General features: G+C 73.3%; 25 protein-coding genes. 19 read left to right on the plus strand and 6 right to left on the minus strand.

What is annotated here, in order from left to right:
• The first annotated feature begins 19 nt into the window (after positions 1-19).
• From OHA34_RS15535 to OHA34_RS15560, 6 genes are all read left to right on the plus strand, one after another.
• On the plus strand, positions 20-679 hold the full coding sequence (locus OHA34_RS15535) for a hypothetical protein (RefSeq protein WP_329522036.1): 660 nt from the start codon (positions 20-22) through the stop codon (positions 677-679).
• 276 nt (positions 680-955) lie between these two features.
• A complete protein-coding gene (locus OHA34_RS15540) occupies positions 956-2,731 on the plus strand; it encodes an ATP-binding protein (RefSeq protein WP_329522037.1) in 1,776 nt (591 codons plus the stop codon).
• Positions 2,732-2,758: 27 nt separating this feature from the next.
• Entirely contained in the window at positions 2,759-3,175 is a 417-nt protein-coding gene (locus OHA34_RS15545; RefSeq protein WP_329522410.1) for a roadblock/LC7 domain-containing protein, read from the plus strand.
• Positions 3,172-3,531 carry a DUF742 domain-containing protein gene (locus OHA34_RS15550; protein WP_329522038.1) on the plus strand — a complete coding sequence of 120 codons (360 nt, stop codon included), beginning with the start codon at positions 3,172-3,174 and terminating at the stop codon, positions 3,529-3,531. Before OHA34_RS15545 ends, OHA34_RS15550 begins: the two co-directional genes overlap by 4 nt.
• A complete protein-coding gene (locus tag OHA34_RS15555) occupies positions 3,512-4,165 on the plus strand; it encodes a GTP-binding protein (RefSeq protein ID WP_285941893.1) in 654 nt (217 codons plus the stop codon). The genes OHA34_RS15550 and OHA34_RS15555 overlap by 20 nt, the downstream gene beginning before the upstream one ends.
• Complete coding sequence (locus OHA34_RS15560; protein ID WP_329522039.1) at positions 4,162-5,517, plus strand: cytochrome P450; 1,356 nt, start codon at positions 4,162-4,164, stop codon at positions 5,515-5,517. Before OHA34_RS15555 ends, OHA34_RS15560 begins: the two co-directional genes overlap by 4 nt.
• Before the next feature lie 14 nt (positions 5,518-5,531).
• Here OHA34_RS15560 and OHA34_RS15565 read toward each other — a convergent pair whose 3' ends face one another.
• Positions 5,532-6,743: a cytochrome P450 gene (locus tag OHA34_RS15565; RefSeq protein ID WP_329522040.1), complete on the minus strand. Its 1,212-nt coding sequence runs from the start codon at positions 6,741-6,743 to the stop codon at positions 5,532-5,534.
• A 243-nt stretch (positions 6,744-6,986) separates the two neighbouring features.
• Here OHA34_RS15565 and OHA34_RS15570 point away from each other — a divergent pair, with 243 nt between their 5' ends.
• The gene (locus tag OHA34_RS15570) at positions 6,987-7,130 is read left to right on the plus strand and encodes a hypothetical protein (RefSeq protein ID WP_285941896.1); all 144 of its coding nucleotides are present in this window, start codon (positions 6,987-6,989) and stop codon (positions 7,128-7,130) included.
• A 70-nt stretch (positions 7,131-7,200) separates the two neighbouring features.
• Here OHA34_RS15570 and OHA34_RS15575 read toward each other — a convergent pair whose 3' ends face one another.
• Positions 7,201-8,385, minus strand: a complete 1,185-nt coding sequence (locus OHA34_RS15575) for a mandelate racemase/muconate lactonizing enzyme family protein (protein ID WP_329522041.1) — start codon at positions 8,383-8,385, stop codon at positions 7,201-7,203.
• Positions 8,386-8,441: 56 nt separating this feature from the next.
• Positions 8,442-9,500, minus strand: coding sequence for a LacI family DNA-binding transcriptional regulator (locus OHA34_RS15580; protein WP_285941898.1), 1,059 nt, complete (start codon positions 9,498-9,500; stop codon positions 8,442-8,444).
• A gap of 151 nt (positions 9,501-9,651) precedes the next feature.
• Here OHA34_RS15580 and OHA34_RS15585 point away from each other — a divergent pair, with 151 nt between their 5' ends.
• The 9 genes from OHA34_RS15585 to OHA34_RS15625 all read left to right on the plus strand — a co-directional run bounded on the left by OHA34_RS15585 (position 9,652) and on the right by OHA34_RS15625 (position 20,191).
• The gene (locus OHA34_RS15585; protein WP_285941899.1) at positions 9,652-10,533 is read left to right on the plus strand and encodes an ABC transporter permease; all 882 of its coding nucleotides are present in this window, start codon (positions 9,652-9,654) and stop codon (positions 10,531-10,533) included.
• A gap of 76 nt (positions 10,534-10,609) precedes the next feature.
• Positions 10,610-11,629, plus strand: coding sequence for an ABC transporter substrate-binding protein (locus OHA34_RS15590; protein ID WP_285941900.1), 1,020 nt, complete (start codon positions 10,610-10,612; stop codon positions 11,627-11,629).
• Positions 11,630-11,649: 20 nt separating this feature from the next.
• Complete coding sequence (locus OHA34_RS15595; RefSeq protein ID WP_329522042.1) at positions 11,650-12,477, plus strand: ABC transporter ATP-binding protein; 828 nt, start codon at positions 11,650-11,652, stop codon at positions 12,475-12,477.
• Positions 12,478-12,622: 145 nt separating this feature from the next.
• Complete coding sequence (locus OHA34_RS15600; RefSeq protein ID WP_285941902.1) at positions 12,623-13,774, plus strand: Gfo/Idh/MocA family protein; 1,152 nt, start codon at positions 12,623-12,625, stop codon at positions 13,772-13,774.
• A 50-nt stretch (positions 13,775-13,824) separates the two neighbouring features.
• Entirely contained in the window at positions 13,825-14,919 is a 1,095-nt protein-coding gene (locus OHA34_RS15605; protein WP_285942787.1) for a dihydrodipicolinate synthase family protein, read from the plus strand.
• Positions 14,916-15,716, plus strand: coding sequence for a sugar phosphate isomerase/epimerase family protein (locus OHA34_RS15610; protein WP_329522043.1), 801 nt, complete (start codon positions 14,916-14,918; stop codon positions 15,714-15,716). Before OHA34_RS15605 ends, OHA34_RS15610 begins: the two co-directional genes overlap by 4 nt.
• On the plus strand, positions 15,713-16,945 hold the full coding sequence (locus tag OHA34_RS15615) for a hypothetical protein (protein WP_329522044.1): 1,233 nt from the start codon (positions 15,713-15,715) through the stop codon (positions 16,943-16,945). Before OHA34_RS15610 ends, OHA34_RS15615 begins: the two co-directional genes overlap by 4 nt.
• A gap of 128 nt (positions 16,946-17,073) precedes the next feature.
• On the plus strand, positions 17,074-19,176 hold the full coding sequence (locus OHA34_RS15620; RefSeq protein ID WP_285941905.1) for a PQQ-dependent sugar dehydrogenase: 2,103 nt from the start codon (positions 17,074-17,076) through the stop codon (positions 19,174-19,176).
• A 64-nt stretch (positions 19,177-19,240) separates the two neighbouring features.
• Complete coding sequence (locus OHA34_RS15625; RefSeq protein WP_285941906.1) at positions 19,241-20,191, plus strand: LamG-like jellyroll fold domain-containing protein; 951 nt, start codon at positions 19,241-19,243, stop codon at positions 20,189-20,191.
• Between the two features lie 116 nt (positions 20,192-20,307).
• Here the strand turns inward: OHA34_RS15625 and OHA34_RS15630 are convergent, their stop codons facing one another.
• Positions 20,308-21,231 carry a WD40 repeat domain-containing protein gene (locus OHA34_RS15630; protein WP_329522045.1) on the minus strand — a complete coding sequence of 308 codons (924 nt, stop codon included), beginning with the start codon at positions 21,229-21,231 and terminating at the stop codon, positions 20,308-20,310.
• Positions 21,232-21,443: 212 nt separating this feature from the next.
• On the opposite strand from OHA34_RS15630, the gene OHA34_RS15635 reads away from it, so the two are divergent.
• Positions 21,444-21,863, plus strand: a complete 420-nt coding sequence (locus OHA34_RS15635; RefSeq protein ID WP_285941908.1) for a DUF4259 domain-containing protein — start codon at positions 21,444-21,446, stop codon at positions 21,861-21,863.
• 57 nt (positions 21,864-21,920) lie between these two features.
• Here the strand turns inward: OHA34_RS15635 and galT are convergent, their stop codons facing one another.
• Positions 21,921-22,988 (minus strand): galactose-1-phosphate uridylyltransferase, encoded by a 1,068-nt coding sequence (gene galT / locus OHA34_RS15640; RefSeq protein ID WP_329522411.1) that lies wholly within the window; start codon positions 22,986-22,988, stop codon positions 21,921-21,923.
• A gap of 163 nt (positions 22,989-23,151) precedes the next feature.
• A complete protein-coding gene (locus OHA34_RS15645) occupies positions 23,152-23,328 on the minus strand; it encodes a hypothetical protein (protein WP_329522046.1) in 177 nt (58 codons plus the stop codon).
• Between the two features lie 84 nt (positions 23,329-23,412).
• Here OHA34_RS15645 and OHA34_RS15650 point away from each other — a divergent pair, with 84 nt between their 5' ends.
• Both OHA34_RS15650 and OHA34_RS15655 read left to right on the plus strand, forming a co-directional pair.
• Complete coding sequence (locus tag OHA34_RS15650; protein WP_285941909.1) at positions 23,413-23,793, plus strand: hypothetical protein; 381 nt, start codon at positions 23,413-23,415, stop codon at positions 23,791-23,793.
• A gap of 246 nt (positions 23,794-24,039) precedes the next feature.
• Complete coding sequence (locus OHA34_RS15655) at positions 24,040-25,089, plus strand: LLM class flavin-dependent oxidoreductase (protein ID WP_329522047.1); 1,050 nt, start codon at positions 24,040-24,042, stop codon at positions 25,087-25,089.
• Positions 25,090-25,192: the final 103 nt, after the last annotated feature.

Here is a 25,192-nt window from a genome sequence, read left to right on the forward strand (position 1 = left end):
AACGTCGAAGGGGTATGCCGTGTACGCCAACACCCGTCGTGAGGTCCCCGCCGACCCCGGCTCCACCCCGCCGCGCCGGACCACGCCGCGAGAGGGCGCATTCCGGGACGGCGCGCTGCGCGACGCGGCCTTCCGGGACGGCAGGTCGCGGAGGGGGATGACCTGGATGGACCTGGCCGCGGCGGGCCTGCCGTCCGACGCGACGCGGCGGCGGCTGGTGGCCGCGAGCTTCGACATCTTCGACGCCGACGAGGACGACGTCATCGCCCCGCTCGACTTCAAGCTGCTGGCCCGGCGGATCGACGACGCGGTCGTCCGCCCGAGCGGGGGGCGGCCGGGACGGGCCATGGACGAGGGGCTCAGCCTCTGGTGGTACCGGCTGACCAACGGCGAGAACACCCGGGTGACCCGTGCCGAGTACACCGAGGCGATGCTCGGCGGGCTGCTGTCGTCGCCGGGCGACTACCGGCGCTCGGTCCGGGCCGTCCTGGACGAGGTGCTGCGCGCGCTGGCCCCCGGCGGCGCGCTGACCGCCGAGCAGGGCGCGCTGGTCTTCGCGGTGTTCAACGCCGGGCCCGAGACCGGGGACCTGTTCGCCGGACGGCGCGGAACCGAGACCGTGACGCACGACGAGTTCCAGCTCTTCTTCGCCGCCTATTTCTTCGGCGGCCACCCCTGACCGGCCCTGCAAAGGGTGGCATATTCGGGCAACTCACGCCATATTCGCCCGACCGATGATCGCCGTTCACCTGGGCTTTGACCTGGGTGAACGGCCGATCCATCCGCATTTCTCACCCTCTTTCGCCCGGCGGCCGGCCCGCCGAGATCCCCATTTCGGACGACCGGCTTTTATGGCGAATGGCCATCCGTCCACAATCGATGTGGTGCATCCTGCGATAGGTGCCCGGCCGTTCCCCCGGCCGCCGGGCGAGACCGTCAACGAGGATCTGCACCCATGTCAGCACATCTGTCCCCCGACCCCCCGACCGACCGGACGCCGCTGGAACGGGCCCTGCTCGTCTGGCTGGCCTCGGTGGTCCTCATCGGCGGCACGTGGCTGTGGGCGGTGTTCGCCGCCACCCAGCCGGTCAAGCCGCTGGTGGCCTGGGGCGGCGGCCCGGCGGCGCTGGCCGCGTGCGTCCTGGTCACGCTCGCCGCCCACCGCTCGATGGTGGCCCGCCGGCTGGACGTCCGGCTCGCCGAGGCCCGGGACACCGCCGCCCGGCTGGAACGCCAGATCGTGGACCTGTCGGCGGGCGCGCTCCCGGAGGTGCTCCGCCAGGTGCGCGCCGGGGTCCCGGCCGAGACCGCGCTCGCCGAGGTGCCGCGCCCCGCCAGCCCCGGGCTCCGGCGCGTCCTGCACTGGGCCGCCCACGAGGTCGCCGCGGGCGAGCGCGCCGCCGCGGCGGCCCGGTCCGAGCTGGCCGAGCTGGAGGGCCAGACCGTCCGGCTGCTGGACGACACGTTCCCCGAGATCGTCCAGCGGATCCGCCTCGACGGCACCTCCTCCGACACGCTGTTGGGCACCCTCCCCCTCCCCGAGCATCCGGTGGCGCGGCGGCTGATGCAGAACGTCACCCGCGACCTGTCCGACTGCGAACGGACCAACGCCATGCTGCTCGGCTTCTGCGCCGAGGGCGCGGCGAGGAACCAGGCCGCGTGCACCCGGATGCTCGCGCAGCTCCGCGAGCTGGAGTTCCAGTTCGCCGAGGACGAGGTCTTCGCCGACCTGCTCGAGCTCGACCACGGCGTGTCCATGATGGGCCGGACGTCCGACACCATCGCGCTGCTCGCCGGCGGGTGCACCGGCCGGCGGTGGACCAAGCCGATCATCATGGAGAGCATCCTGCGCGGCGCGCTGGGGCGCATCGCCGACTACCGGCGGCTGCGGCTGCACTCGGTCAGCGAGGCCGCGATCGTCGGGGTCGCGGCCGAGGGCGTGATGCACGCGCTGGCCGAGCTGATGGACAACGCGGCGGTGTTCTCCACCCGCGACCACGAGGTGCACGTGTACGTCGAGGAGGTCGACTCCGGCATCGTCATCGTCGTCGAGGACGCCGGCATCGGCATGCGCAAGCGCGAGCGGGCCCGCGCCGAGCGGCAGGTGACCTCGCCCGACACCGAGACCAACCTGTCCAAGGAGCGGCTCGGGCTGGCGGTGGTCGGACGGCTCGCCAAGAAGCACGGGCTGCGGATCAGCTTCCGGCCGTCCGCGCGCGGCGGCATCGGCGCGGTGATGTGGATCCCGCGCACCCTGGTGACCGAGCCCCTCGAACTGCCCTACTCCCGGCCCCCGCGAACGCGCCCGCGCGCGCCCGGCCGCTGGGGCGCGCTCAGCGAGGCCGCCCGGTCCACCCCCTTCCCGTCCCCCGTCCCGGCCCCGCCCGGGAGCACCAAGGCGCCGGCCCGGCTGCCGAGGCGTCCCGTCGGGGCGTCCCTCGTCGGCATCCCGGACTTGCTGGACTCGCGGTTCCGGCGGACCGACAGCGTCCCCGCCGACACCGGCGTCGGCGCCCCCGCACCCGCACCCGCACCCGCGCCCGCGCCCCTGCCCGCGGCCACGCCGACACCCGACCCGACGCCCGCGAACGCGAACGGCGACCCGGCCGACCGGCTCGCCGCGTTCCGCCGGTCGTCCGCGCGCGCCCCGGGCGCCGAGGACCCGGCCGGCGGCGCGGGCCCGACCGACACGGCAGGCCACAACGGCACGGCCGCACAGGACGACCGATAGGAGATGGGGCAACGCCCCGCGACCCCGATGAGCACCATGGACCGAGACCTCGGCTGGCTGCTGGACCGCCTGGCGAACAGGACACCCGGCATCCGGCACGTACTGGTGCTGTCCAAGGACGGCCTGAAGATCTGCCACAACCCCGACCTGGACGAGGACCGGGCCGACCAGCTCGCCGCGCTCGCCTCCGGCATCCAGAGCCTGGCGGTCAGCGCGTCCGCCGAGTTCGGGCACACCCCCGGGTCGGGCCAGTCGATGGTGGAGTTCCACGGCGGGATCCTGCTGATCGTCCCGGCCGGCGAGGGCTCGCACCTGGCGGTGATCACCGCCGACGAGTGCGACGTCGGGCTGATCGGGCACACCATGAACCAGCTCGTCGAGCAGATCGGCGGGCGGCTGACCGCGCCGCCGCTGGGCCGCGGCGGCGGCGCCGGGCCGGCATGAACCCGTTCGCCGGCGATGAGGGCCCCGACCGGATCTACGCGGTCACCACGGGCCGCGCGCCCGCGGACGACGAACGGTTCGACGTGGTGTCGCTCATCGTCGGCGAGGTCGACCCCGCGCCCGGCATGCAGTCCGAGCACGCGATGGTGCTGCGGACGTGCCGGCAGCACCCGGTGGCCGTGGTGGAGCTGTCGGCCCGGCTCGGGCTGCCGATCAGCGTGCTCCAGCTCGTGCTGCGCGACCTGGTCGGCCTGGGCCGCGTCACCGCCCGCCATCCGACCTCGGCGCCCGCCCCGCGGGAGCTCGCCGACCTCGACACCCTGAAGCAGGTGCTCGTTGGACTCCAGAATCTCTGATCCGCAGGCCCGCCACGGCGAGGCCGCCTTCCCGGGCCTGCCGCTGCGCGACACCGCGCGGGACGCGCTGAAGATCGTGCTCGTGGGCGGGTTCGGCGCCGGCAAGACCACCATGGTCGGGTCGGTCAGCGAGATCCGCCCGCTCAGCACCGAGGAGCTGATGACCCGGGCCGGGGTCGGGATCGACGATGCCGGCCGGCTGCCCGACAAGAACAGCACCACGGTCGCGTTCGACTTCGGGCGCATCACGCTGAACGCCTACCAGGTGCTCTACCTGTTCGGGGCGCCCGGGCAGCAGCGGTTCTGGTTCCTGTGGGACCGGCTCTTCTCCGGGACGCTGGGCGCGGTCGTGCTGGTCGACACCCGCCGGCTGGAGGACTCCTGGTTCGCCGTCGACCGGCTGGAGCACGGCGGGATGCCGTTCATCGTCGCGGTGAACCGCTTCGAGGCCCCCGGGGCCGGCCCCGAACCGGACCTCGCCCAGATCCGGGAGGCGCTGTGCCTGTCCGAACGCGTCCCGCTGATCGACTGCGACGCGAGACGGCGCGAGTCGTCCAAGACCGTGCTGATCACGCTCGTCAAGTACCTGGCCCACTGCAAGAAATCCGCCGCCGCACGGGAGACCGCACCGTGACGAACCCCTCGACCGCTTCCAACTCCGAAACCGAGACCGGCACCCTCCCGCCGCCCGACCAGGACGCCCATCCCGGGCATCCGCGGCCCGTCCGGCTGCACGGGCCCGACATCGCGCGCGACCCGGCCGGGCTGTACCGGACGCTCCAGCAGCGGTACGGCCCGGTCGTCCCGGTCCTGCTCGACGGCGACGTCCCCGCCTGGTTCGTGCTCGGATACCGCGAGGTCAGCCAGGTCACCGCCAACCCCCGGCAGTTCGCCCGCGACTGCCGGCGCTGGAACGCATGGGACCTGATCCCCGGGGACTGGCCGCTGATGCCCTACGTCGGCTGGACGCCGTCGGTGATGTTCGCCGAGGGCCCCGAGCACCAGCGCCGGGCCGGGGCGATCGGCGACTCCCTCGACGCCGTGGACCGCACCGAGCTGGTCCGGATGTGCAGGCGGGTCGCGACCGAGCTGATCGGCGCGTTCTCCCTGGACGGCGAGGCCGACCTGGTCGCCCAGTACTCGCACCGGATCCCGCTGCACGTGATGGCGCGGCTGTACGGGCTCGCCGAGGCCGACATCCCGCTGCTGGTCGCCGACATCGCCGAGTCGCTGGACGTGGGCGACAAGGCCGTCCAGGCGCACCGGCGGATCCACGCGCGGATGCGCGGGCTGGTCGAGGCCAAGCACCGGCGGCCCGGCCCCGACCTGCCGTCCCGGCTGATCGGGCACTCCGCCGCGCTCAGCGACGACGAGATCGTCATCGACCTGCTGGTGGTGATGGCCGCGGCGCAGCAGCCGACCGGCAACTGGATCGGGAACGGGCTGCGGCTGATGCTCGTCGACGACCGGTTCACCGCGACGTTGCAGGGCGGACGCGACAGCGTCGGCCAGGCGCTCAACGAGGCGCTGTGGGAGGACACGCCCACGCAGAACTTCATCGGCCGCTGGGCGGTGCACGACTGCGCGCTCGGCGGCCAGCGGATCCGCCGCGGCGACCTGCTGGTGCTCGGGCTCGCCGCCGCGAACACCGACCTGCGGGTGCGGCCCGAGACCCACCCGGGCCCCGGCGCCAACCGGGCGCACCTGTCCTTCGGCCGCGGCGAGCACGGCTGCCCCTACCCGGCGCCCGACCTCGCCTCGACCATCGCCTCGACCGCCGTCGAGACGCTGCTCGACCGGCTGCCGGACGTCCGCATCTCGGTTCCGGCCGAGGAGCTGACATGGCGTCCGTCGGTGTGGATGCGCGGCCTGTTCGCGCTGCCGGTCGCCTTCTCCCCCATCGCCGGCGCCGCCACCGAGGGGGACGGAGCCGGCGGGGCGGACGGCGGCGGGCGGGGAGAGCACGCGCGGAGCGCCGGCGGCTGACCGGCGGACCGTCCTCAGGCGGTGAACACCAGCGGCAGCGCCGCCGGGCCTCGGGTGAACAGGCCGCGCTCGACGGGGGTGAAGCCGTCGGCGAACCGCACGTCCGGCATCGCGTCCAGGAGCTGGCCGACGCCGACCTCGACCTCGGTCTTGGCGAGCAGGGCGCCGACGCAGAAGTGCCGGCCGAGCGCGAACGCCAGATGGTCGGCGGCGGCCGAGAACGCGGTGGCGGCGCTCAGCTCGTCCCGGAACAGGTCGAAGGAGTCGGGATCGGCGTACCGGGCGGGGTCGCGGTTGGCGGCGCCGATCAGCCCGATGACCGTGCCCCCGGCGGGGACGACGCCGCCGGCGATCTCGACGTCCTCGGCCGGCTGCCGCATGATCATGTGCACCGGCGGGGTGAAGCGGAGCGTCTCGGCGAGCGCCCGCGCGATCAGCGTCCGGTCGGCGCGGACGGCGGCGAGCTGGTCGGGGTGGCGCAGCAGGTTGACGAACACCGCGGCGATCGCCTTGTCGGTGGTCTCGCCGCCGGCGGCGAGCAGGAGGCTGCAGAACGCCTTGATGTCCTCGTCGCTCATCCGCGTCCCGTCGATCTCGGCGCGGCACAGCGAGGACAGCAGGTCGTCGCCGAGGTCGTCGCGGCGGGCCCGGATGATCGGGATCATGTACGCGGCGAACTCGTCGTGCATGCGGAGCCCGGCGGCGGCGACGTCCGGGTCCTGGGAGAGGTTGCCGAGGAAGGCGATGTTCGCGGTGTACCAGCGGTGGAACCGGGCGTGGTCGGCCTGGTCGAGCCCGAGCATGTCGACGATCACGTTGACCGGGAAGTGCGTGCTGTAGTCGCCGACCAGCTCGACCGTCCCGGCGTGGCGGAAGCGGTCGATGAGCCGCCGCGAGTTGCGCTCGATGACGGGCAGGAACCTGCTCTGGAGCTCGGCGCCCCGGAACGCGGGCGCCACCAGGGCGCGCCGCACGGAATGCTCACGGCCGCTGAGCTGGAGGATCGTGCGGCCGTGCACCGGTTCGAGCTGCCAGTCGTAGTTGGCCGTGGTGAAGACGGGGTCGCGGAACGCGCGGGCGACGTCCTCGTACCGCGAGAGGATGTGGCTCCGCGTCGGCTCGTGCCACAGCAGGGGCGCGTCCTCGCGCAGGACGCGGTACGCGGAATAAGGATCGGCCGCGAACTCCTTGGACAGGATGTCGGGTATCTCTCGGGCCGTGGTCATGCGGCTCCCTCACGCGGGATCGGGCGGAGACCGGGTGAGTCGAGCGTAGGGAGCCCGGCACGGACGGTCCAGAGCGTGACGGTACGAACACGATTACGGCTTGGGGAGGGGCCTGACCGGAATGCCGGCGGACGGCGCCGGGCCCGCCGGCCGGCGGTCAGGTCTAGACCATTTTGCGGAGCAGGGTGGGGTATCCGGGAAGATCTCTTTGTTCCGGCGGCTCAACAGGAGGCATCAACAGCGATGAACAACCCTCTGGCGAACCCTCGTCGCACGCAGCTCGACGTGTGGCCCGAGTGGCGTCCGGCCGACTACGAGGCCGAGCAGGGCGGCCTGGCCGGCGACGCCGAGGCGTCCAAGTCCGATGAGGAGGTCGCCGTCCGCTGACGGCGACCGGCGACGACGCCGGAACGCCCGGGGATCCCGTCCACGCTTGGACGGGATCCCCGGGCGTTCGTCATGTCCCGGCCTTCGCGCCCTGGGTCCCTGGGCGGGCGTCCAGGACCTCGACGGCCAGCTCACGCACCACGGCCTCGTCGACCTCGACGCCGAGGCCGGGCCCTTCGGGGACGTGCGCGGTGCCGCCCTCGACCCGCACGGTCGGCCCCGCGTAGGGGGACTCGATGAACTGGCGGCCGTTGAGGTCGACCGGCGTGCCGATGCCGTGCGCGGCGAACAAGTGCAGCGACGCGGCCAGCCCGAGGTCGGAGTCGGTGAGGCCGGAGCCCATGAGCTCGACGCCGGCGTCCTCGGCGAGCGCGCACATCCGCCGCGACAGCGTGAGCCCGCCGGTGCGCTGGACCTTGGCGATCGCGATGTCGACCGCCTCGAGGCGGACGAAGGTGGCCAGGTCGGACGGATGGCGCAGGCTCTCGTCCAGCGCGACCGGGATGGGGCAGGCGTCGCGCAGGCGGCGCAGCCCGGCGACGTCATTGGCGGGCAGCGGCTGCTCGAACGCGGTGACGCCGAGACCGTCCAGCCGCCGCGCCATCCGCAGCGCGGCGTGCACGCTGTAGCCCTGGTTGGCGTCGACCCACAGCGGCGCGCCGCCCGGCGCGGCCGTGCGGACGGCCTCGACCACCGCCGCGTCGGTCGCCTCGTCGTGCAGCCCGATCTTCACCTTGAACGCGCGGTGGCCGAGGTCGCGGCCCTCCGCGACGCTGCCCGCGGCCTCGGCGGGCGACTGCCCGGACACGATCCAGGCCAGCTCCACCCGTTCGGTGCGGCGCTGCCCCCACAGCACGCCGAGGGGGACGCCCGCGGCGCGGCCGAGCAGGTCGTGCAGCGCGACGTCGACCGCGCTCTTGGCGAGCGGCGCGCCAATGCTGAAGCCCCGGTTGATCACCCGCTCGAACACGGCGGCCGTGCCGTCCAGGTCCCAGGCGGGCCGGCCGAGGAGGGCGGGGGCCAGGTAGCGGTCGATGGTGGTGAGGATGGACTCGGCGGTCTCGTACGTCCAGGCGGGGATCGGGGTGGACTCGCCCCAGCCGCTCACGCCGCCGGCGCTCACCTTGACCAGGACGCGGACGCTCGGCCGGCCGGCGACGGCCACCGCCCCGCCGGCGACGCCGAACGACCGCCGGGTCGGCAGGCCGACCGCGAACACCTCGACTCGCTCGATCTTCAGTTCGTCCAGCCGCACGGCTCGTCCTCCAGGGTCGCGGCGCCGCGAGCTGACGCGGCGGGTTTCGGGGGCGGTCAGCCCGGCGGGCCGGTGCTGGCGCGCAGCACCACCTCGCCGGCGACGCGTTCGATGCGGCTGCGGCGCGAGGACTGCTCGCGCAGGGCGAGCCGCATCACCCGCTCGCCCATCTCGTCGAGCGGGAGCCGGACGGTGGTGAGCGGCGGGGTGAGCTCGCGGACGATCGGGATGTCGTCGAAGCCGGCCAGCGACATCTGGTCCGGGACGCGGACGCCGTGGTCGCGCAGCGCGGCCATCGCGCCGATCGCCATCACGTCGGTGACCGCGAACACGCAGGTCGGGCGGACGTCCCGGGCGAGCAGCTCGGCCGCCGCCGCGTAGCCGCCGTCGCGGGTGAAGGCCGCCTCGACGATGTGCGCATCGGGCAGCGGCACGCCCGCCTCGGCGAGCGCCTCCATGAATCCGGCGAGCCGGTCGGCGACGGTGGTGAGCGCACGCGGCCCGGTCAGCACCGCGAAGCGGCGGTGCCCGAGGGCGAGCAGCGCGCGGGCCAGCTCGGCGGCGCTCTCCTTGTTCTGCGGCAGGACGGTGTCGACGCGCAGGCTGCGGTGCCGGCTGACGACCGCGATCCGGCCGCCGGTGCGCAGGTAGGGCTCCAGCTCGGCGGCCATCGAGCGCTCCCAGTCGCGGTCCTCGAAGCCCGAGCCGATGAGCAGGATCGCGCGGGCCCGCTGCGCGCGCAGCATCGCCACGTACTCGATCTCGCGGGCCGGGTCGCGGAAGGTGCTGGCCAGCATGACCAGCATGCCGCGGTCGGCGGCGGTGCGCATCACGCCGCGGGCGACGCTGGCGAAGTAGGGGTCGCTGACGTCGTGGCAGATCACCCCGATCGCCTTGCTGGAGGAGCTGGCGAGCGCCTGCGCGTGCGCGTTCGGCGTGTAGCTGAGCTCCGCGGCCGTCGCGAGCACCCGTTCGCGCAGGTCGGCCCGTACTTGGGAGGTGCCGTTGAGGACGCGGGACGCGGTGGCGAGCGAGACGCCCGCTTCGCGTGCCACGTCCTGGAGGGTGACGTAGTTCCGTTCGCCGGAGCGGGGATCGTCCGCCGCTTCCGCCATCGCCGCTCCCTCGGTCGTCTGATTCGCAGTTTTCCGGGCCTCGACGCAAGGAGACCGGGCGCTACCCCTTGACCTCGCCGGGCGTCGTTCTTACGGTACATCAGAAAGCGCTTTCTCAATGCTCTTTCCCCGCCCCTCCCGGAGGAGCCACATGGTGAGTCACGACACGACGACGACCGCGAGCACGCCGTCGGACGAGACCGGCGCGTCCGGCGTGGTCGAACGCGACCGCCCCGGCGCCGGCGAACGGATCAGGGACGGCATGGAACGGGTCTGGCGGCCGGCGGCACTGCTGCTGGCCTGCCTGGCCGCATGGTGGGCGATCACCGCGTTCGACCTGGTCGAGGCGTACCTGGTCCCCTCGCCCGGCACCACCCTGAACGTGCTCGGCGACAAGTGGGGGTACATCTGGCACCACGGCTGGGTGACCACCTACGAGACGCTGCTCGGATTCGTGATCGCGGTCCTGGTCGGCGTCGCCGCCGCGGTGCTCATGGTCTACTCGGCCACGGTCGAGCGGACGCTGTACCCGATCCTGCTGTTCGCCCAGGTCATCCCCAAGATCGCCATCGCGCCGCTGTTCGTGGTCTGGCTCGGCTTCGGGCTCGGCCCCAAGGTCGTGGTCGCGGTGCTGATCGCGTTCTTCCCGGTGGTGATCTCCATGGTCGCCGGGCTGAAGGCGGTCGACCCGGAGATGCTGGAGCTGTCGGCCACGATGGGCGCCGGCCCGATGCGGACGTTCGCCAAGATCCGGATGCCCGCCTCGCTGCCGCATCTGTTCTCGGGCCTGAAGGTGGCGGTCACGCTGGCCGTCACCGGGGCCGTGGTCGGCGAGTTCGTCGGCTCCAACGAGGGTCTCGGCTACGTGATCCTCCAGGCCAACGGCAACCTGGACACCCCGATGCTCTTCGCCGGCCTGCTGGTCATGTCGGCGATCGGGGTCGTGCTGTTCGTCGCGGTCGAGCTCGCCGAGATGCTGCTGCTGCCCTGGCACGCCAGCCGCCGCGGCGGCTCCGTCACCACCTCCTTCTGACGGTGCCCGCGCACCGCCCGTCCCCCCGCCGACTCTCGCACCACCCCGCACCATCCCTAGCAACGGAGAGCCGCAGATGAAGCTCCGCACCCTCGCCGCCGGCGTCCTGGTCCCGGCCCTGGCGTTCACCGCCGCCTGCGGCGGTGGCTCCGAAGGGAGCACCAGCGCGTCGGGCAAGAAGCTCACCAAGGTGACGCTGACCCTCAACTGGTACCCGTACGGCGAGCACGCGCCGTTCTACTACGGCAAGAAGAAGGGCATCTACGAGAAGCACGGCATCGACCTCCAGATCAACGCCGGGCAGGGGTCGCAGAAGACCGTCCAGGCGACCGGCGCCGGGCAGACCGACTTCGGCTGGGCCGACACCCCGGCGCTGCTGGCGGCGGTCGACAAGGGCATGCCGATCAAGAGCATCGGGGTGTTCCTCCAGACCACCCCGGCGGCGGTGCAGTCGTTCACCGCGACCGGCATCAAGACGCCCGCCGACCTGAAGGGCAAGAAGATCGCCGGTACCGCCGGCGACGCGCTGACCCGCACCTTCCCGGCGTTCCTGAAGAAGAACGGGCTCAGTGAGAGCGACGTCCAGATCCAGAACACCGACCCGGCCGGGAAGATCGCCGCGGTGATCTCCGGCAAGACCGACGGGCTGCTCGGCTACGCCAGCGACCAGGGCCCGATCATGCAGGACAAGGCCAAGAAGCCGGTCTCGGCGCTGCGCTTCTCCGAGTTCGGGCTGAACTTCTACTCCAACGGGCTGATGGTCGGCGAGCGCAAGCTCAAGAGCGACGCCGACCTGGTCAAGAAGATGGTCACCGCCACCAGCGAGGCGTGGACGGCGGCCGAGGGCGACGCGGCGGGCGCGGTCGCCAGCATGGCCGGGGCGTCCGAGCAGCTCCCGCCGACCAAGGTGATCGACGAGCAGTTCAAGACGACGCTCACGCTGCTGCACACCGCGGCGACCAAGGGCAAGGCGCCCGGCGTCAACACCGAGGCCGACTGGAAGCAGACCATCGACCTCTTCCACCAGGCCGGGCTCATCGAGAAGGCGTCGCCGCCCGCCACGTACTGGCAGGCCGCGTCGGCTCCGCAGGGATGACGGGACGAGGCATGAGGATCATGAGCGAACCGAAGACGGACCCGCAGGACGGCGCGGACGCCGAAGCCCAGGGGCCGGGGGCGGTCGAGATCGACGGCGTGGCGGTGCGGTTCCGCTCGCGCAGGCGGGACGTCACGGCGCTGCGCGAGGCATCGCTCAACGTCAAGAGCGGCGAGTTCGTCGCCATCGTCGGGCCGTCGGGCTGCGGCAAGTCGACACTGCTGAAGCTGGTGGCGGGGCTGCTGAAGCCCTCGTCCGGCACCGTCCGGCTGCACGGCGAGCAGGTCACCGGCCCCCGGGCCGACATCGGGTACGTGTTCCAGCGGGCGGCGCTGCTGGAGTGGCGCAGCGCCCGCCGCAACATCATGCTCCAGGCCGAGATGCGGCGGATGCCGTCCGAGCAGGCCCGGAAGCGGACCGCCGAGCTGATCGAGATGACCGGTCTCGGCGGGTTCGAGGACGCCCTCCCGCACGAGCTGTCAGGCGGCATGCAGCAGCGCGTCGCGCTGTGCCGGGCGCTGCTGCACGAGCCGCCGGTGCTGCTGATGGACGAGCCGTTCGGCGCCCTGGACGCGCTCACCCGGGAGCAGCTCAACATCGAGATGAACCGGATCTGGCGGGAGACCCGCACCACCGTCCTGCTGGTCACGCACTCCATCGCGGAGGCCGCCTACCTGGCCGACCGGGTGGTGGTGATGACCGACCGCCCCGGCACCATCGCCGAGATCATCGACGTCGGCCTGCCGGCGGAGCGCGACTACGCCGAGACCATGGCGCGGCCGGAGTTCGCCCGCGTCACCAATCGGGCGCGCACCCTGCTCGGCGCGGGCGTGAACGCCGCCGACTGACGAAGCGAAGCGAGGCAGTCGGCGGTTTGTGCCGGGGGGTCTGGGGGGTCGTCCCCCCAGGATGACCCGACTGATATCGCGCGAACTCACACTACTGAACCGCGGGCCACCAGGTCCGCGGGCTTACAGGCAAGGAAGGAACGGGATGGCACGCAGGTCCATCGGGATCGTCATGAACGGCGTCACCGGCCGGATGGGGTACCGCCAGCACCTCCTCCGCTCGATTCTCGCGATCCGGGAGCAGGGCGGGGTGCGCGCGTCCGACGGCACCGTGCTCTGGCCGGAGCCGGTGCTGGTGGGACGGAATGAGGCGAGGCTGCGCGACATCGCCGAGCGGCACGGGCTCAGCGAGTGGACGACCGACCTCGCCGCGGCGCTGGACCGGCCCGGGACCGACGTCTACTTCGACGCGCAGATCACCGGCGCGCGGGTCCCGGCGATCCGGGCCGCGGTGGCGGCGGGCAAGCACGTGTACACCGAGAAGCCGCTCGCCGAGGACGTGGAGGGCGCGCTGTCCCTGGCGCGGCTCGCCGACGAGGCGGGCGTCAAGCACGGCGTGGTGCAGGACAAGCTGTTCCTGCCGGGGCTGCTGAAGCTGAAGCGGCTGGTGGACGGCGGGTTCTTCGGGCGGATCCTGTCGGTGCGCGGCGAGTTCGGCTACTGGGTGTTCGAGGGCGACTGGCAGGAGGCGCAGCGGCCGAGCTGGAACTACCGGTCCGAGGACGGCGGCGGGATCATCCTCGACATGCTGTGCCACTGGCGGTACGTGCTGGACGGCGTCATCGCGCCGGTCCGGTCGGTGCAGGTGCTGGGCGCCACGCACATCCCCGAGCGGGTGGGCGAGGACGGCAAGCCGTACGCCGCCACCGCCGACGACGCCGCGTACGGGATCTTCGAGCTGGACGGCGGGATCGTCGCGCAGATCAACTCCTCGTGGGCGACCCGGGTGTTCCGGGACGAGCTGGTGGAGTTCCAGGTGGACGGCACCGAGGGCAGTGCCGTCGCGGGGCTGCGCCGCTGCCGCGTGCAGCACCGGTCGATGACGCCGAAGCCGGTGTGGAATCCCGACCTGCCCGCCACGGAGGACTTCCGCGCGCAGTGGCAGGAGGTCCCCGACAACGCCGACTTCGACAACGGTTTCAAGGCGCAGTGGGAGTTGTTCCTGCGGTACGTGGTGGGCGACGGGGAGTTCCCGTGGGACTTCTACGCGGGCGCGCGCGGGGTGCAGCTCGCCGATCTGGGCATGCGCGCGTGGCGTGAGGGTCGCCGGTTCGAGGTTCCGGAGCTGAAGCCGTGAGGATCGACCTGCCGGACGGCGCCGCGGGCGGGGCGCTCGTCCCGTACACGATGGGCGAGCCGCGCGCGTATCCGCCGCCCGCCGGGCCGAGTTCGTCGCGCGTCGCCTACGCCGCCGCGCATGTGGTGGCCGACCCGTTCGGGGACGGCGCCGCGCTCGACTGGGAGACGACGCTGGCGTTCCGGCGGCATCTGTGGTCCTACGGGCTCGGGGTCGCCGAGGCGATGGACACCGCGCAGCGCGGCATGGGCCTGGACTGGGCCGCGACGCGCGAGCTGATCGCGCGCAGCGGCGCCGAGGCGCGGGCGTGCGGCGGGCGGATCGCGTGCGGCGCGGGCACCGACCAGCTCCCGCCCGGTCCGGCGTCGCTGGAGGGCATCGTGGCCGCGTACGAGGAGCAGCTCGCGGTGGTGGACGCGGCGGGCGCGGTCCCGGTGCTGATGGCGAGCCGCCATCTCGCCGCCGCCGCGCGCGGGCCGGACGACTACGCCGAGGTGTACGGGCGGCTGCTGCCGCAGCTCGGGCGCCCGGCGGTGCTGCACTGGCTCGGCCCGATGTTCGATCCGGCGCTGGAGGGCTACTGGGGGTCGTCCGACCTGGACGCCGCCGCGGACGCCGTGCTCGCGCTGATCAAGGCGAACGCGGACCGGGTGGACGGGGTCAAGGTGTCGCTGCTGGACGCGGACCGCGAGGTCGCGTTGCGGCGCCGGCTGCCCGAGTCCGTGCGTCTCTATACCGGCGACGACTTCAACTACCCCGATCTGATCGAGGGGGACGAGGCGGGGTACAGCGACGCGTTGCTGGGGGTGTTCGACCCGATCGCGCCCGCCGCGGCGCGTGCGCTGCAAGCACTGGACGCGGGAGACCATGCCGCCTATAAGGAGGTCTTCGCCCCGACGGTGCCGCTTGCACGGCACCTCTTCGAGTCGCCCACGTTCTACTACAAGACCGGTGTGGTGTTCCTGGCCTGGCTGACGGGTCACCAGCAGCACTTCCGGATGGTCGCAGGGTTGGAGACCGCCCGTACGGTGCCGCACCTGGTCCGGTTGTTCCGGCTCGCCGACGCGGCCGGCCTCTTTCCCGATCCCGGGCTCGCCGCCGACCGGATGCGCGCCTGGCTGACGGTGCAGGGGGCCGCCGGATGAGGTTCGGGCTCAATCAGTGGACGACGCGGTACTGGCCCGTCCCGGAGATGGTCGCGGGCTGCGTCGCGTCCGGCGTGGGCAACGTGGGGCTGTGGCGCGAGCCGGTCGCCGAGTACGGCCTCGAACGCACGGCGAAGCTGGTCAGGGACAGCGGCGCGACGGTCACGTCGCTGTGCCGGGGCGGGTTCTTCCAGGAGCCGGGCGCGCTGGACGACAACCGCCGCGCGATCGACGAGGCCGCCGCGCTGGGCGCCCCGGAGCTCGTGCTGGTCAGCGGCGGCCTGCCGGCCGGGGCGCGGGACGTCGACGGGGCCCGCGCCAGGGTCGCCGAGTCGCTCGCCGTCCTCGCGCCGTACGCGGGCGAGCGGGGTGTGCGGCTCGCGATCGAGCCGCTGCACCCGATGTACTGCTCGGACCGCTGCGTGGTGTCCACCTTGGAGCAGGCGCTCGATCTGGCGGCTCCGCACCCGTCCGCGCAGGTCGGCGTCGTGGTCGACACCTATCACCTGTGGTGGGACCCGGCCGCGTACGCGGGCGTCGCGCGGGCCGGGGCGGAGGGCCGGCTCGCGCTGTTCCAGGTGGCCGACTGGGTGACGCCGCTGCCGGAGGGCGTGCTCACCGGACGCGGCATGCTCGGCGACGGCTGCGTCGAGCTGCGCCGGTTCCGCGAGGCCGTGGACGCCGTCGGCTACACCGGCCCGATCGAAGTGGAGATCTTCAACGAGGCCGTCTGGGCGATGCCCGGACCCGACGCGCTCGCGCTCTGCCTGGAACGGTACAGGGAGCACGTCGAGTGAACCTTCCCGAGAACGTGTCCGTCCCGGCCGCCGCCGTGCCCCACGCGGGCGGGCGGACGTGGCGCGGCGCCGCGGGCGCGTGGCTCGGGATCGGCACCGCGCCGGGCGCGCTGGTGCTCGGCGCGCAGGTCGGCGGGCGGCACGGCGGGGCGCTCCCGGCGGTATTGCTGCTGGTGGGCGGCCTGGTGATGGCCGCGCTCCTGGCGGTCCAGGGGCGGTTCGGGCTGCTCCCGCCGGCCGGGGAGAACGCGGCGATGGCCGAGCTGGCGCCGCGCTACCTGCCGGCGACCGCCGAGCGGGCGTTCACCGGGCTGCTCGCGCTGGCGATGGTCGGCTGGTTCGGTTTCAATGTGGGCCTCGGCGGCGCGGCGCTCGCCGCGCTCGGCGGGGTGCCGGACCCGGTGGGCGCGGCGGTGCTGGCGGTGCCGACGGTCGGGGTGCTGCTGGCGGGCGGCGGGCGGTGGAACGCGGTCGCCGTCGTCACCACCCTGACCGCCGTCGCGCTGGTCGCGGTGGTGGCGGTGCGGCTGCCGCCGCCGGGCTCGCCGGTGACGTTCGCGCGGGACGGCCCGTTCGGCGGGCTGGCCGCCGACCTCGCGGGCTACATCGGCTACGTGTCGGTGTTCGCGGTGCGGGCGCCGGACTTCACCGTCGGGCTGCGCCGCCGCGCGGACCTCGCCTGGTGCGTGGCGCTGCTGGTCGGGCCCGCGCTGGCCGCGTCGGTGGTCGGCGCCGGGGTCGCGGCGGCGAGCGGCTCGACCGATGTGGTCGCGGTGCTCGCGGGTCCGGACGGGCTGCCCGCCGCCAACCTGTTCATGGCCGCCGCGGTGATCGCGCCGACGCTGGCGGCGGTGCACTCGGGGGTCTTCGCGGTGCGCCGGTTCGCGACCGGGCTGCCGTGGCGGGCGGCGGTGCTGGCGATCGCCGTGCCGGGCGCGGTGCTCGCGGCGCTGCGCGTCGACCGGATGCTGTTCGACTGGCTGACGGTGCTGGCGGCGGCGCTGCCCGCGCTGATCCCGCCGATGGCGGCGGAGGCCGCGCGGCGGCGGCGCGGGCGCCCGCCGAAGCCCGTTCCCACCTGGCTGTGGGCGCCCGGTGCGGCGCTGGCCTCGGCGTTCACGGTCGCCGGGTACCCGCAGGCGGCACCGGCGGGGCTGGCCGTCTCGGTGCTGGCGACGGCGGTGCACGCGCTGACGGTGACACGACGGTTTCGGCGGGTCATCGAATGAAAACAGGACGAATTGGTTCTTGACGGACTCGTGGGCTTTTCGTACGTTCGTGAAAGCGCTTACTGAAAGCGCTTTCCACACTCTCGCCCTCCGACAGGCAACTCACCCCCCACCCCTGGACGGCCTGGATGAAGAAACTGAGATGGTCCATCCCCACGATCATCGCGCTGATGGCGACGCTGCTCGCGGCGCTGCTGGCGTCGCCGCCGCCCGCCGGGGCCCGCGCACCGGACCCGGTGCTGGACCCGATCCCCGACGATCCCGCGCCCTCCGGGCTCGGGCTCGTCCTGAAGGAGGTCGCCCAGCTCCCCAAGTCCGAGCCGTCGGCGCCGCCGACCGACCCGCGGCTGATCCGGTACAACCGGGTCAACCACGTCGGCGAGGTGCCCGACGGCTCGGGCCGGCTGTTCGCCCCCGACCTCAACGGCAAGCTGTACTTCCTCGACAAGAAGGACAAGAAGCCCAAGTCCTACCTGGACGTCGGCGCGACCTTCGCCCCCGACTTCTACTCGGCCGCCGGACTCGGCCAGGGCTTCGGCTTCGTGGCCTTCCACCCCGAGTTCAAGAAGAACGGGAAGTTCTACACCACCCACGTCGAGGCCGGTGACGCGCTCAAGACCAAGACGCCCGACCTGACGCCGCAGCCGAAGACCCTGTACCACGGGGTGATCGACGAGTGGACGGCGAAGGACCCGTCCGCGAGCACCTTCTCCGGCACCCACCGCGAGCTGTTCCGCATCGGGTACGCGGGCCGGGTGCACGGCCTCCAGCAGATCGACTTCAACCCGAACGCCAAGCGCGGCTCCGCCGACTACGGCCTGCTCTACGTCGCGGCGGGCGACGGCGGCAACGGCAACGTCGGCGACAACGGCGGCGACCCGCAGAACCTGGGCGTCCCGCAGGGCAAGATCCTGCGGATCGACCCGGCCGGGCACGACAGCGCCAACGGCAGGTACGGCGTCCCGCGCGCCAACCCGTTCGCCGGCCAGGCCGGCAAGGTCGGCGAGATCTACGCCTACGGGATGCGCGACCCGCACCGCTTCAGCTGGGACACCGGCGGCGAGAAGCGGCTGTTCCTCGCGCACATTGGCGAGCACGAGATCGAGTCCATCCACGAGATCAAGTCGGGCGACAACCTCGGCTGGAGCGAGCGCGAGGGGCCCTTCACCTTCAGCAAGGACGACCGCTGCCACCTGTACCCGCTGCCGGCCGACGACGCCAAGTACGGCTACGACTACCCGGTGGCCGCCTATGACCACGACCCGCCCGCGGACTGGAACTGCGCCTCCGACAGCGGGCACGCCATCTCCGGCGGCTACGTCTACCGCGGCTCCAAGCTGCCCGCGCTGCGCGGCAAGTACCTGTTCACCGACATCGTGGACGGCCGGCTCCTCTACACCGAGGAGCGGGACATGAAGCGCGACCCCGCGGGGAAGAACCGCGCGCAGATCTACCAGCTCGCCGCCTACGACACCAGCGGCAAGCCCGTCACGATGAAGCAGCTCGCCGGGGACGACCGCGTCGACCTGCGGTACGGCTCCGACGGCAAGGGCGAGCCGTACCTGCTCGCCAAGGCCAACGGCAAGATCTGGAAGGTCGTCGGCACGAAGGGCTACGCCGGCTGCAAGGCCGGTCCCGCCAAGGTCGGCAACGTCATGGCGGCCGAGAACTGGGCGCCGGTGACGCCGTCGAAGTGGCGCTTCCCCGGTAAGGAGGTCGTGCTCGCCGAGGCCGGCGAGGCCCGTCCCGGACCGCGCCGCCCGTTCGAGTACGCGGTGCTGAAGTCCGGCCCCGAGTTCACCTCGACGCAGATCGACGCCCAGGTCAGGCTTGACACACCGGTCGCGGAGAGCAACCGCGACGTGATCGTGGTGTTCGGCTACCGGGACGACACGCACTACTACTACACGCACCTGTCCAGCGACAACACCATCTACCCGCACAACGGGATCTTCAAGGTGGACGGCGCCGACCGGTTCCGCATCGACCAGCAGTGGAACGCCAACCGCTCGCACGGCGCCCCGCCCGCCATCGCCGACGAGGCGTGGCACGGCGTCCGGGTCTCGCACTGCGCGGGCACCGGCGAGATCTCGGTGCGGGTGGACGGCGCGGCCAAGCCCGTCATGACCGCGCTCGACACCACGTTCGGCTCCGGCCGGGTGGGCTTCGGCTCGTTCGACAACATCGGCCGGATCCGCGGCCTGACGGTGCGCGGAACCCCCGCGTCCTGACCCCTCCGCCCCGGGGGAGCCGGCCGCCGGCCGGCTCCCCCGGGGTCTCCCCTAGGAGACGACGATGATCGTTCGCCGTGCCCCGGCGGCACTGCTGACCCTGCTGCTCGGGGCCACGCTCGCCGCCACTCCCGCCCAGGCCGCCACCCGCGGCGGCGGGCCGGACGTCGCGCCCGGCCTCCGGCACGACCTGATCGCCCACTACGACTTCGAGCACCCCGTCCGCGGCGACGCCGCGGGCGAACGCGACCTCGGCCGCTCCGGCACCGACATCAGGCTCGTCAACGGCGGCGCCGCGATGCGCGTCCGGGACGGCGCGCACCGGGGCAGCCGCGGCTCGATCCAGCTCGAGCAGGTCGCCCCGGAGACCGCGGGCAACGACGACTGGAAGGCCGGCCTGTTCGCCGAGACCGGCGTGCCGTCGCTGCACGCGTTCAACGGCACGCGCGGCGCGTCGGTCATGGGCTGGTTCAAGATGACCGGGACCAACCCGAGCCTCAACTCCAACACCGCCGCCCCGGACGACCGGTACAACGCGATCGGCCTCGCCGGGCTGCTCAGCGGCGACTCGCAGGGCCACGACGTGCGGGCCCTCCTGGAGGTCATCGACGTGAAGGGCGAGCTGCGCGTGGTCGCGCTCGGCCGCCGCGTCGACGGCGGCCGGTCCCAGACGTTCGCCGCGGACGGCCCCTGGCAGCAGGTGCTGCCGCAGAACACCTGGGTCTTCCTCGCCGCGACGTTCGACTACGACACCGGCGCGATGGCGCTCTACAAGGACGGCAAGGCGCTGCCCGGCGCCTACACCGTCGCCGGCGACCCGTGGGACCTCGAGGGCGCGCCGGAGCCCGACCGCGCCACCGCCACCGACCCCCGCGGCATCAAGATCGGCGGCAGCTATCCGCAGAACACCCGCGAGGGCAACCCCTGCAACTGCCGCATCGACAGCCTGATGTTCCTCGACCGGCCGGTCACCCCCAAGGAGGTCCGCCAGCAGTACCAGCGGGCCACCCGCTGACCGGTTATCCACCACCCGGACGGGACGCTTCCCGGCGTCCCGTCCGGCGCCGTCTCCGGGGCGGTCCGTCCGGCGGCGCCCCGGCGAGCCGGGTGGCAGGCAGGCCGGGAGGCGGGTCAGGCCGGGAGGCGGCCGGTGTGGAGGCCGGTGCGGGTGGCGGCCAAGAGGGTCCCGTCGGCGGCGAGCGCGAGGTCGGTCGCCGGTGCCGGCAGGTCGATCCGGTGGACGGGACGGGCGCGGGCGACGTCCCAGGTCAGGAGGCGGTCCCCGGTGCCGGTGACGATCACGGTGCGGCCGGCGACGGTGGCGGCGGCGAGGGTGTCGGGTGCGTCCGGGAGCGCGAGGGCGGCCAGGTGGTCGCCGGTGGCGAGGCGGCGCACGCGCAGCTCGCCGGGCCCCGCCTGGACGAGGACGGGCCCGGCGACGGCGGTCAGCCGTCCCGGACCGGCGAGCCGCGCGACCTCCTCGCCGCGCTCCACGTCCAGCACGCCCACGTAGTGCTCCGCGCCGGTGCCGTCGCCGCGTTCGGCGTCGCAGGCGATCCCGACGAGCCTGCCGGTGGCGTGCAGCGGCTGCCCGTCGATGGCGGACCGGTGCCCGAGCCACACGCCGAACTCCCCTGCGGGCTCGCCCGTGCCGGCGTCCCACAGCACCACCTCGGCGTCGCCGGCCGGGCCGAACACGGCGACCACCACGCCGCGGCCGTGGCGCTCGGCGAGGCCGACGAGGTCGGGCTGGACGGCGCGCTCGTGGTCGAGCTCGCGCTCGGCGCCGGTGAACGGGTCGCAGACGTGGACGCGGTCGCGGTGGCACCAGGCCGCGACCGGCCCCCCGGGGACGAGGGCGAACGCCCAGAGGCCGTCCGGGAGATCAGGGATCGGCGGGCCCGCGGCACCGGTCCGCAGGTTCCACGCCCGCCCGACGCCGCCGTGGCCGTTCGCGCTCCCGGAGGCGAAGGCCAGCGCGTCCCCGGAGGCGGTGGCGGCGACGCCGTCGAACTCCCCGGGCGCGAGCAGGCTGGTGAGCACGCTTTCCGGCACGGGACGGAGGCTAGGGCACCCCGGCGGGATCGTTCCGCCAGGTGGCGAAACCCGGTGGGGCGCCGTCCGATCGCCCGCCGTACGTTGGGCGCGCGCACCCCGGACGAACGTCTCCTGCCCCGCAGGCCGCGGGCCGCGGACCACCGCCCGCTAGTTCTTGTCGGCGCGCTCCGCTAGGTTCGGCCCTCAACGACCGCTGCGAGGAGGAACATATGGGAGCTTGGGGCCACGGACCGTTCGAGAACGACTCGGCGATGGACTTCGTCGGCGACCTGGCCGACGGGCCCGCCGACGCGGTGCCGGGCGGGCTGCGCTCGGCGATGACCGCGATGCTGGACGAGGACGACTACCTCGACGGCTCGATCGTCGAGGACGCGCTCGCCGCCGCGTGCCTGGTCGCCGCCCGCATCGACCCGTCGGTGCTCACCGACGCCGGCACCAAGGAGTACCTGGACGGCATGGCGTTCGGCACCGAGGACGGGCTGCGCGACCTGGCCCAGCGCACCATCACCCGGGCGCTCGACCCGGCCGACAACGAGTGGTACGACCTGTGGGCCGACGGCGGCGCGTTCACCAAGGTCGAGGCCGCGATCGCCCCCTTCCGCCGCGCCGTCGCCGCCGGCCGCTCCTGAGCGGGCGCGGGCCGGACGGCACCGGCCGGACGGCGCCGCCGGGCGCCGCGGCCGTGGTCAGGCGTCGCGGAGGCGGGCGGCCACCCGCTCGGGCGGGACGTCGTTGATCCAGGCGGCCATGCCCGACTCCGACCCGGCCAGATACTTGATCTTGTCGGCGGCGCGGCGGACCGAGAACAGCTCCAGGTGCAGCCGGAGCAGGTCGCGTCCCTCGGCCGCGGGCGCCTGGTGCCAGCCCGCGACGTACGGGAGCGGCGTGCCGTAGAGCGCGTCGCAGCGGCGCAGCAGGTCGCGGTAGAGCACCGCGAGCTCGTCGCGTTCGGCGCCGGTGAGCGCGGCCAGGTCGGGCACGTGCCGGTGCGGCGTCAGGTGCACCTCGACGGGCCAGCGGGCCGCCGCCGGGACGTAGGCGGTCCAGTGCTCGCCCGCCCGGACGACGCGCGGGCCCGCCCGCTCGGCCTCCAGCACGTCGGCGAACAGGTCGCGGCCGGTCCGCGCGGTGTGCGCGGCGGCCGTCGTGAGCATCCGCCGGGTGCGCGGCGTGATGAACGGGTAGCCGTAGATCTGCCCGTGCGGATGGTGCAGGGTCACCCCGATCTCGACCCCGCGGTTCTCGAAGACGAACACCTGCGCGACGCCCGGCAGCGCCGAGAGCGCCTCGGTCCGGTCGGCCCACGCCTCGATGACGGTGCGGATCCGCGGGATCGGCAGGCTCGCCATCGCCGCCCCGTGGTCGTCGGTGAAGCAGACCACCTCGCAGCGCCCGTCGCCCCGCCGCCGCTCGAACAGCTCGCGCCCGTCGACGCCCGGCGGGACGTCCGGGGTGCGCGCGTCGAAGGAGGGGAAGCGGTTCTCGAACGCGACGACGTCGTATCCGGCGTCCGGGACCTCCGACGCCGGGCCTCCCGGGCACAGCGGGCACTGGTCGGGAGGCGGCAGGAAGGTCCGCGCGTTGCGGTGCGCGGTCACGGTCACCCAGTCGCCGGTCAGCGGATCGCGGCGCGTCTCGCAGTGCGGCCGGACCGCCGGCAGGTCGCGCGGGTCGGGCACCGGCACCCGCCCGGCCGCCTCGTCGAAGTAGACGATCTCGCGCCCGTCGGCGAGACGTCCCGCCGTCCGCGTCACCTGCGCTGGCACGCCACCTCGCTCGGCCGAACCCTGTTCCTGACGATCGATCACGCAGGCGAACCCTACCTCCCGCCGCCGGCGCGTCGCCGTGCCGGACCGGCCGTGCCGGACCGGCCGACCCGGCGACCGAATCGCCCTCCCCACGGCCGCAATTCCGTATTCAGTTCGGCAGAGCTCGTGCGCGCGCGGGAGAGTGCGCCCGCCGCGCCTCCAGATCGTCCGTCCGCTCCGCGATACCGGCGGGCGGCGTTCGGGTCTCGGCGCCATAGCGCGGGCCGTCCAGATCGCGTACGGCGTCGTTCAGGACGGTCGTGGCTGCATCGGTGCGGCCGGTCACGGCCGAGCCTGGCCAGGGTCGCCCGCAGCGTGGTGGACTGGTGCACGCCTGTCTTCACGCACGTCCGGCACCGGGGAGCAACCGATGACTGATCCGATGACCATCGCCATCGCGACCGCCATGGCGGGTAAGGCCGTCGAGGTCGCGGGCGAGCCCGCCCGGGAGGCCGTCGCCGCCCTCGTCCAGAAGGTCAAGGCCCGGTTCCGCGGCCGGGTGAGCGAGGAGCGGGCGCTGGCCCGCGCCACCGAGGACCCCGAGTCGCCCGAGCGGATCGAGGAGCTCGCCGGGGTGATCCGCGGCGTGCTGGACGAGGACCCCGCGTTCGGCGACGAGGTGCGGTCCCTGTGGGGCCAGGTCCAGACCAACGCGACCGCGACCGGCGACGGGGTCAGCAACGTCTTCAACGGCCAGGCCGAGAAGGTCATTCAGCTGCGCGACGTCAACGGCGGACTGACCATCAACTGAGCCCGCCGCGGCCCGTCCGGTGGAGCGGCCGTCCCGCACCGCACGCAGGTCGCCCGATATAGATAATTCATCCGGATTTGCCCGGCTATTGCCCGATATACCGCCCTCGGTGCCCACTGCCAAATCGGTATCGATTAACACCGTCCCGACATTGCGCAAGGCTTCAGCCCTGTGCATGCTTGGTTGCCGTTGATCACACTTCGGTAATCGACCGAAGACTCCCCGCACCGAAGAGTCAGGAGAACGGTGAAGTTCAGCTACGCGATGCTCCCCGACTACCCGCTGAACGAGTCCCTCGCCTCGATCAAGCTCGCCGACGAGCTCGGCTTCTATGCCGCGTACGCGGCCGACGAGCCGTGGCACAAGGACCTGTGGCTGCTGTTCGCCGCCGCCGCGGCGCAGACCTCGCAGATCCGGATGGGCCCGAGCGTCTCGGCGGTGACCCTGCGCGAACCCAGCCTCATCGCCCAGGCCGCCGCCACGCTCGACGAGCTCACCGGTGGACGCGCCGAGGTCGTGCTGGGCAGCGGGAACTTCGGGGTGCTGGCCCAGTACAAGATCGACTGGACCAAGACCAAGCCGCTCACCCGGGTCAAGGAGGCCGTGGCGGTCGTCCGCACCCTGCTCGATGAGGGCACCATCACCCGCGACGGGGAGTTCTACTCCTACGACGGGCTGTTCACCTTCGCCCGGCCGGTCCAGGAGCACCTGCCGGTGAAGATCGGCGCGATGCGCGGGCCCAAGTCGTTCGAGGCGGCCGGCGAGCTGTCCGACGGCGTGCACCACGCGCTCAGCTACACCCGCGAGGCCTACGAGTACGCGGTCAAGCACACCCGGATCGGCGCCGAGCGGGCCGGCAAGGACTGGACGACCCTGGACATCGGCGCCTGGGTCGTCTTCGCCACCGGCCCCGACTCGGCCGCCGCCAAGGAGGCCGCGCGCAGCATGGTGGGGCTGTACGCCTCCGCCATGCCCGAGGAGCAGCTCCTGCGCAACGGGGTCGACCCCAAGGAGATGGCCCCGATCATCGAGGCCGTCGGCGCCGGGGACCTGCCCAAGGCGATCGAGCTGACCACCCCGGACATCACCGAGAAGCTGTCCATCGCGGGCACCCCGGCCGAGGTCACCGCCAAGATCAAGCGGGAGATCGAGCCGACCGGGGTCAACCACCTCATCGCGGCGATCACCGACGCCACGCTGGTGAAGGGCTTCACCGGCCGCGAGATCGACGGCGTCGCCGACGTGGACACCCAGCTCCGGCTGATCCACGACGAGATCATGCCGGCGTTCGCCTGAGCGGCCGGTAGCGCGACGAGCCCGCCGCGGGCGGGGGACGGGAGCGGCTCCCGTCCCCCGCCTGCGGCGGGCCTTCGCGTTCTGCGGCCCCGGCGGACCCCGG

The sequence above is a fragment of the Spirillospora sp. NBC_01491 genome (genome assembly GCF_036227065.1).
GTDB lineage: Bacteria > Actinomycetota > Actinomycetes > Streptosporangiales > Streptosporangiaceae > Spirillospora > Spirillospora xylanilytica.

Bases quoted from the DNA above. Each gene is read 5' to 3' on its own strand.
- OHA34_RS15540 (WP_329522037.1), top strand. From the start codon at position 956: ATGTCAGCACATCTGTCCCCCGACCCCCCGACCGACCGGACGCCGCTG.
- OHA34_RS15545 (WP_329522410.1), top strand. From the start codon at position 2,759: ATGAGCACCATGGACCGAGACCTCGGCTGGCTGCTGGACCGCCTGGCG.
- OHA34_RS15550 (WP_329522038.1), top strand. From the start codon at position 3,172: ATGAACCCGTTCGCCGGCGATGAGGGCCCCGACCGGATCTACGCGGTC.
- OHA34_RS15565 (WP_329522040.1), bottom strand. From the start codon at position 6,743: ATGACCACGGCCCGAGAGATACCCGACATCCTGTCCAAGGAGTTCGCG.
- OHA34_RS15570 (WP_285941896.1), top strand. From the start codon at position 6,987: ATGAACAACCCTCTGGCGAACCCTCGTCGCACGCAGCTCGACGTGTGG.
- OHA34_RS15580 (WP_285941898.1), bottom strand. From the start codon at position 9,500: ATGGCGGAAGCGGCGGACGATCCCCGCTCCGGCGAACGGAACTACGTC.
- OHA34_RS15585 (WP_285941899.1), top strand. From the start codon at position 9,652: ATGGTGAGTCACGACACGACGACGACCGCGAGCACGCCGTCGGACGAG.
- OHA34_RS15590 (WP_285941900.1), top strand. From the start codon at position 10,610: ATGAAGCTCCGCACCCTCGCCGCCGGCGTCCTGGTCCCGGCCCTGGCG.
- OHA34_RS15595 (WP_329522042.1), top strand. From the start codon at position 11,650: ATGAGCGAACCGAAGACGGACCCGCAGGACGGCGCGGACGCCGAAGCC.
- OHA34_RS15600 (WP_285941902.1), top strand. From the start codon at position 12,623: ATGGCACGCAGGTCCATCGGGATCGTCATGAACGGCGTCACCGGCCGG.
- OHA34_RS15605 (WP_285942787.1), top strand. From the start codon at position 13,825: ATGGGCGAGCCGCGCGCGTATCCGCCGCCCGCCGGGCCGAGTTCGTCG.
- OHA34_RS15610 (WP_329522043.1), top strand. From the start codon at position 14,916: ATGAGGTTCGGGCTCAATCAGTGGACGACGCGGTACTGGCCCGTCCCG.
- OHA34_RS15620 (WP_285941905.1), top strand. From the start codon at position 17,074: ATGAAGAAACTGAGATGGTCCATCCCCACGATCATCGCGCTGATGGCG.
- OHA34_RS15625 (WP_285941906.1), top strand. From the start codon at position 19,241: ATGATCGTTCGCCGTGCCCCGGCGGCACTGCTGACCCTGCTGCTCGGG.
- OHA34_RS15635 (WP_285941908.1), top strand. From the start codon at position 21,444: ATGGGAGCTTGGGGCCACGGACCGTTCGAGAACGACTCGGCGATGGAC.
- OHA34_RS15650 (WP_285941909.1), top strand. From the start codon at position 23,413: ATGACTGATCCGATGACCATCGCCATCGCGACCGCCATGGCGGGTAAG.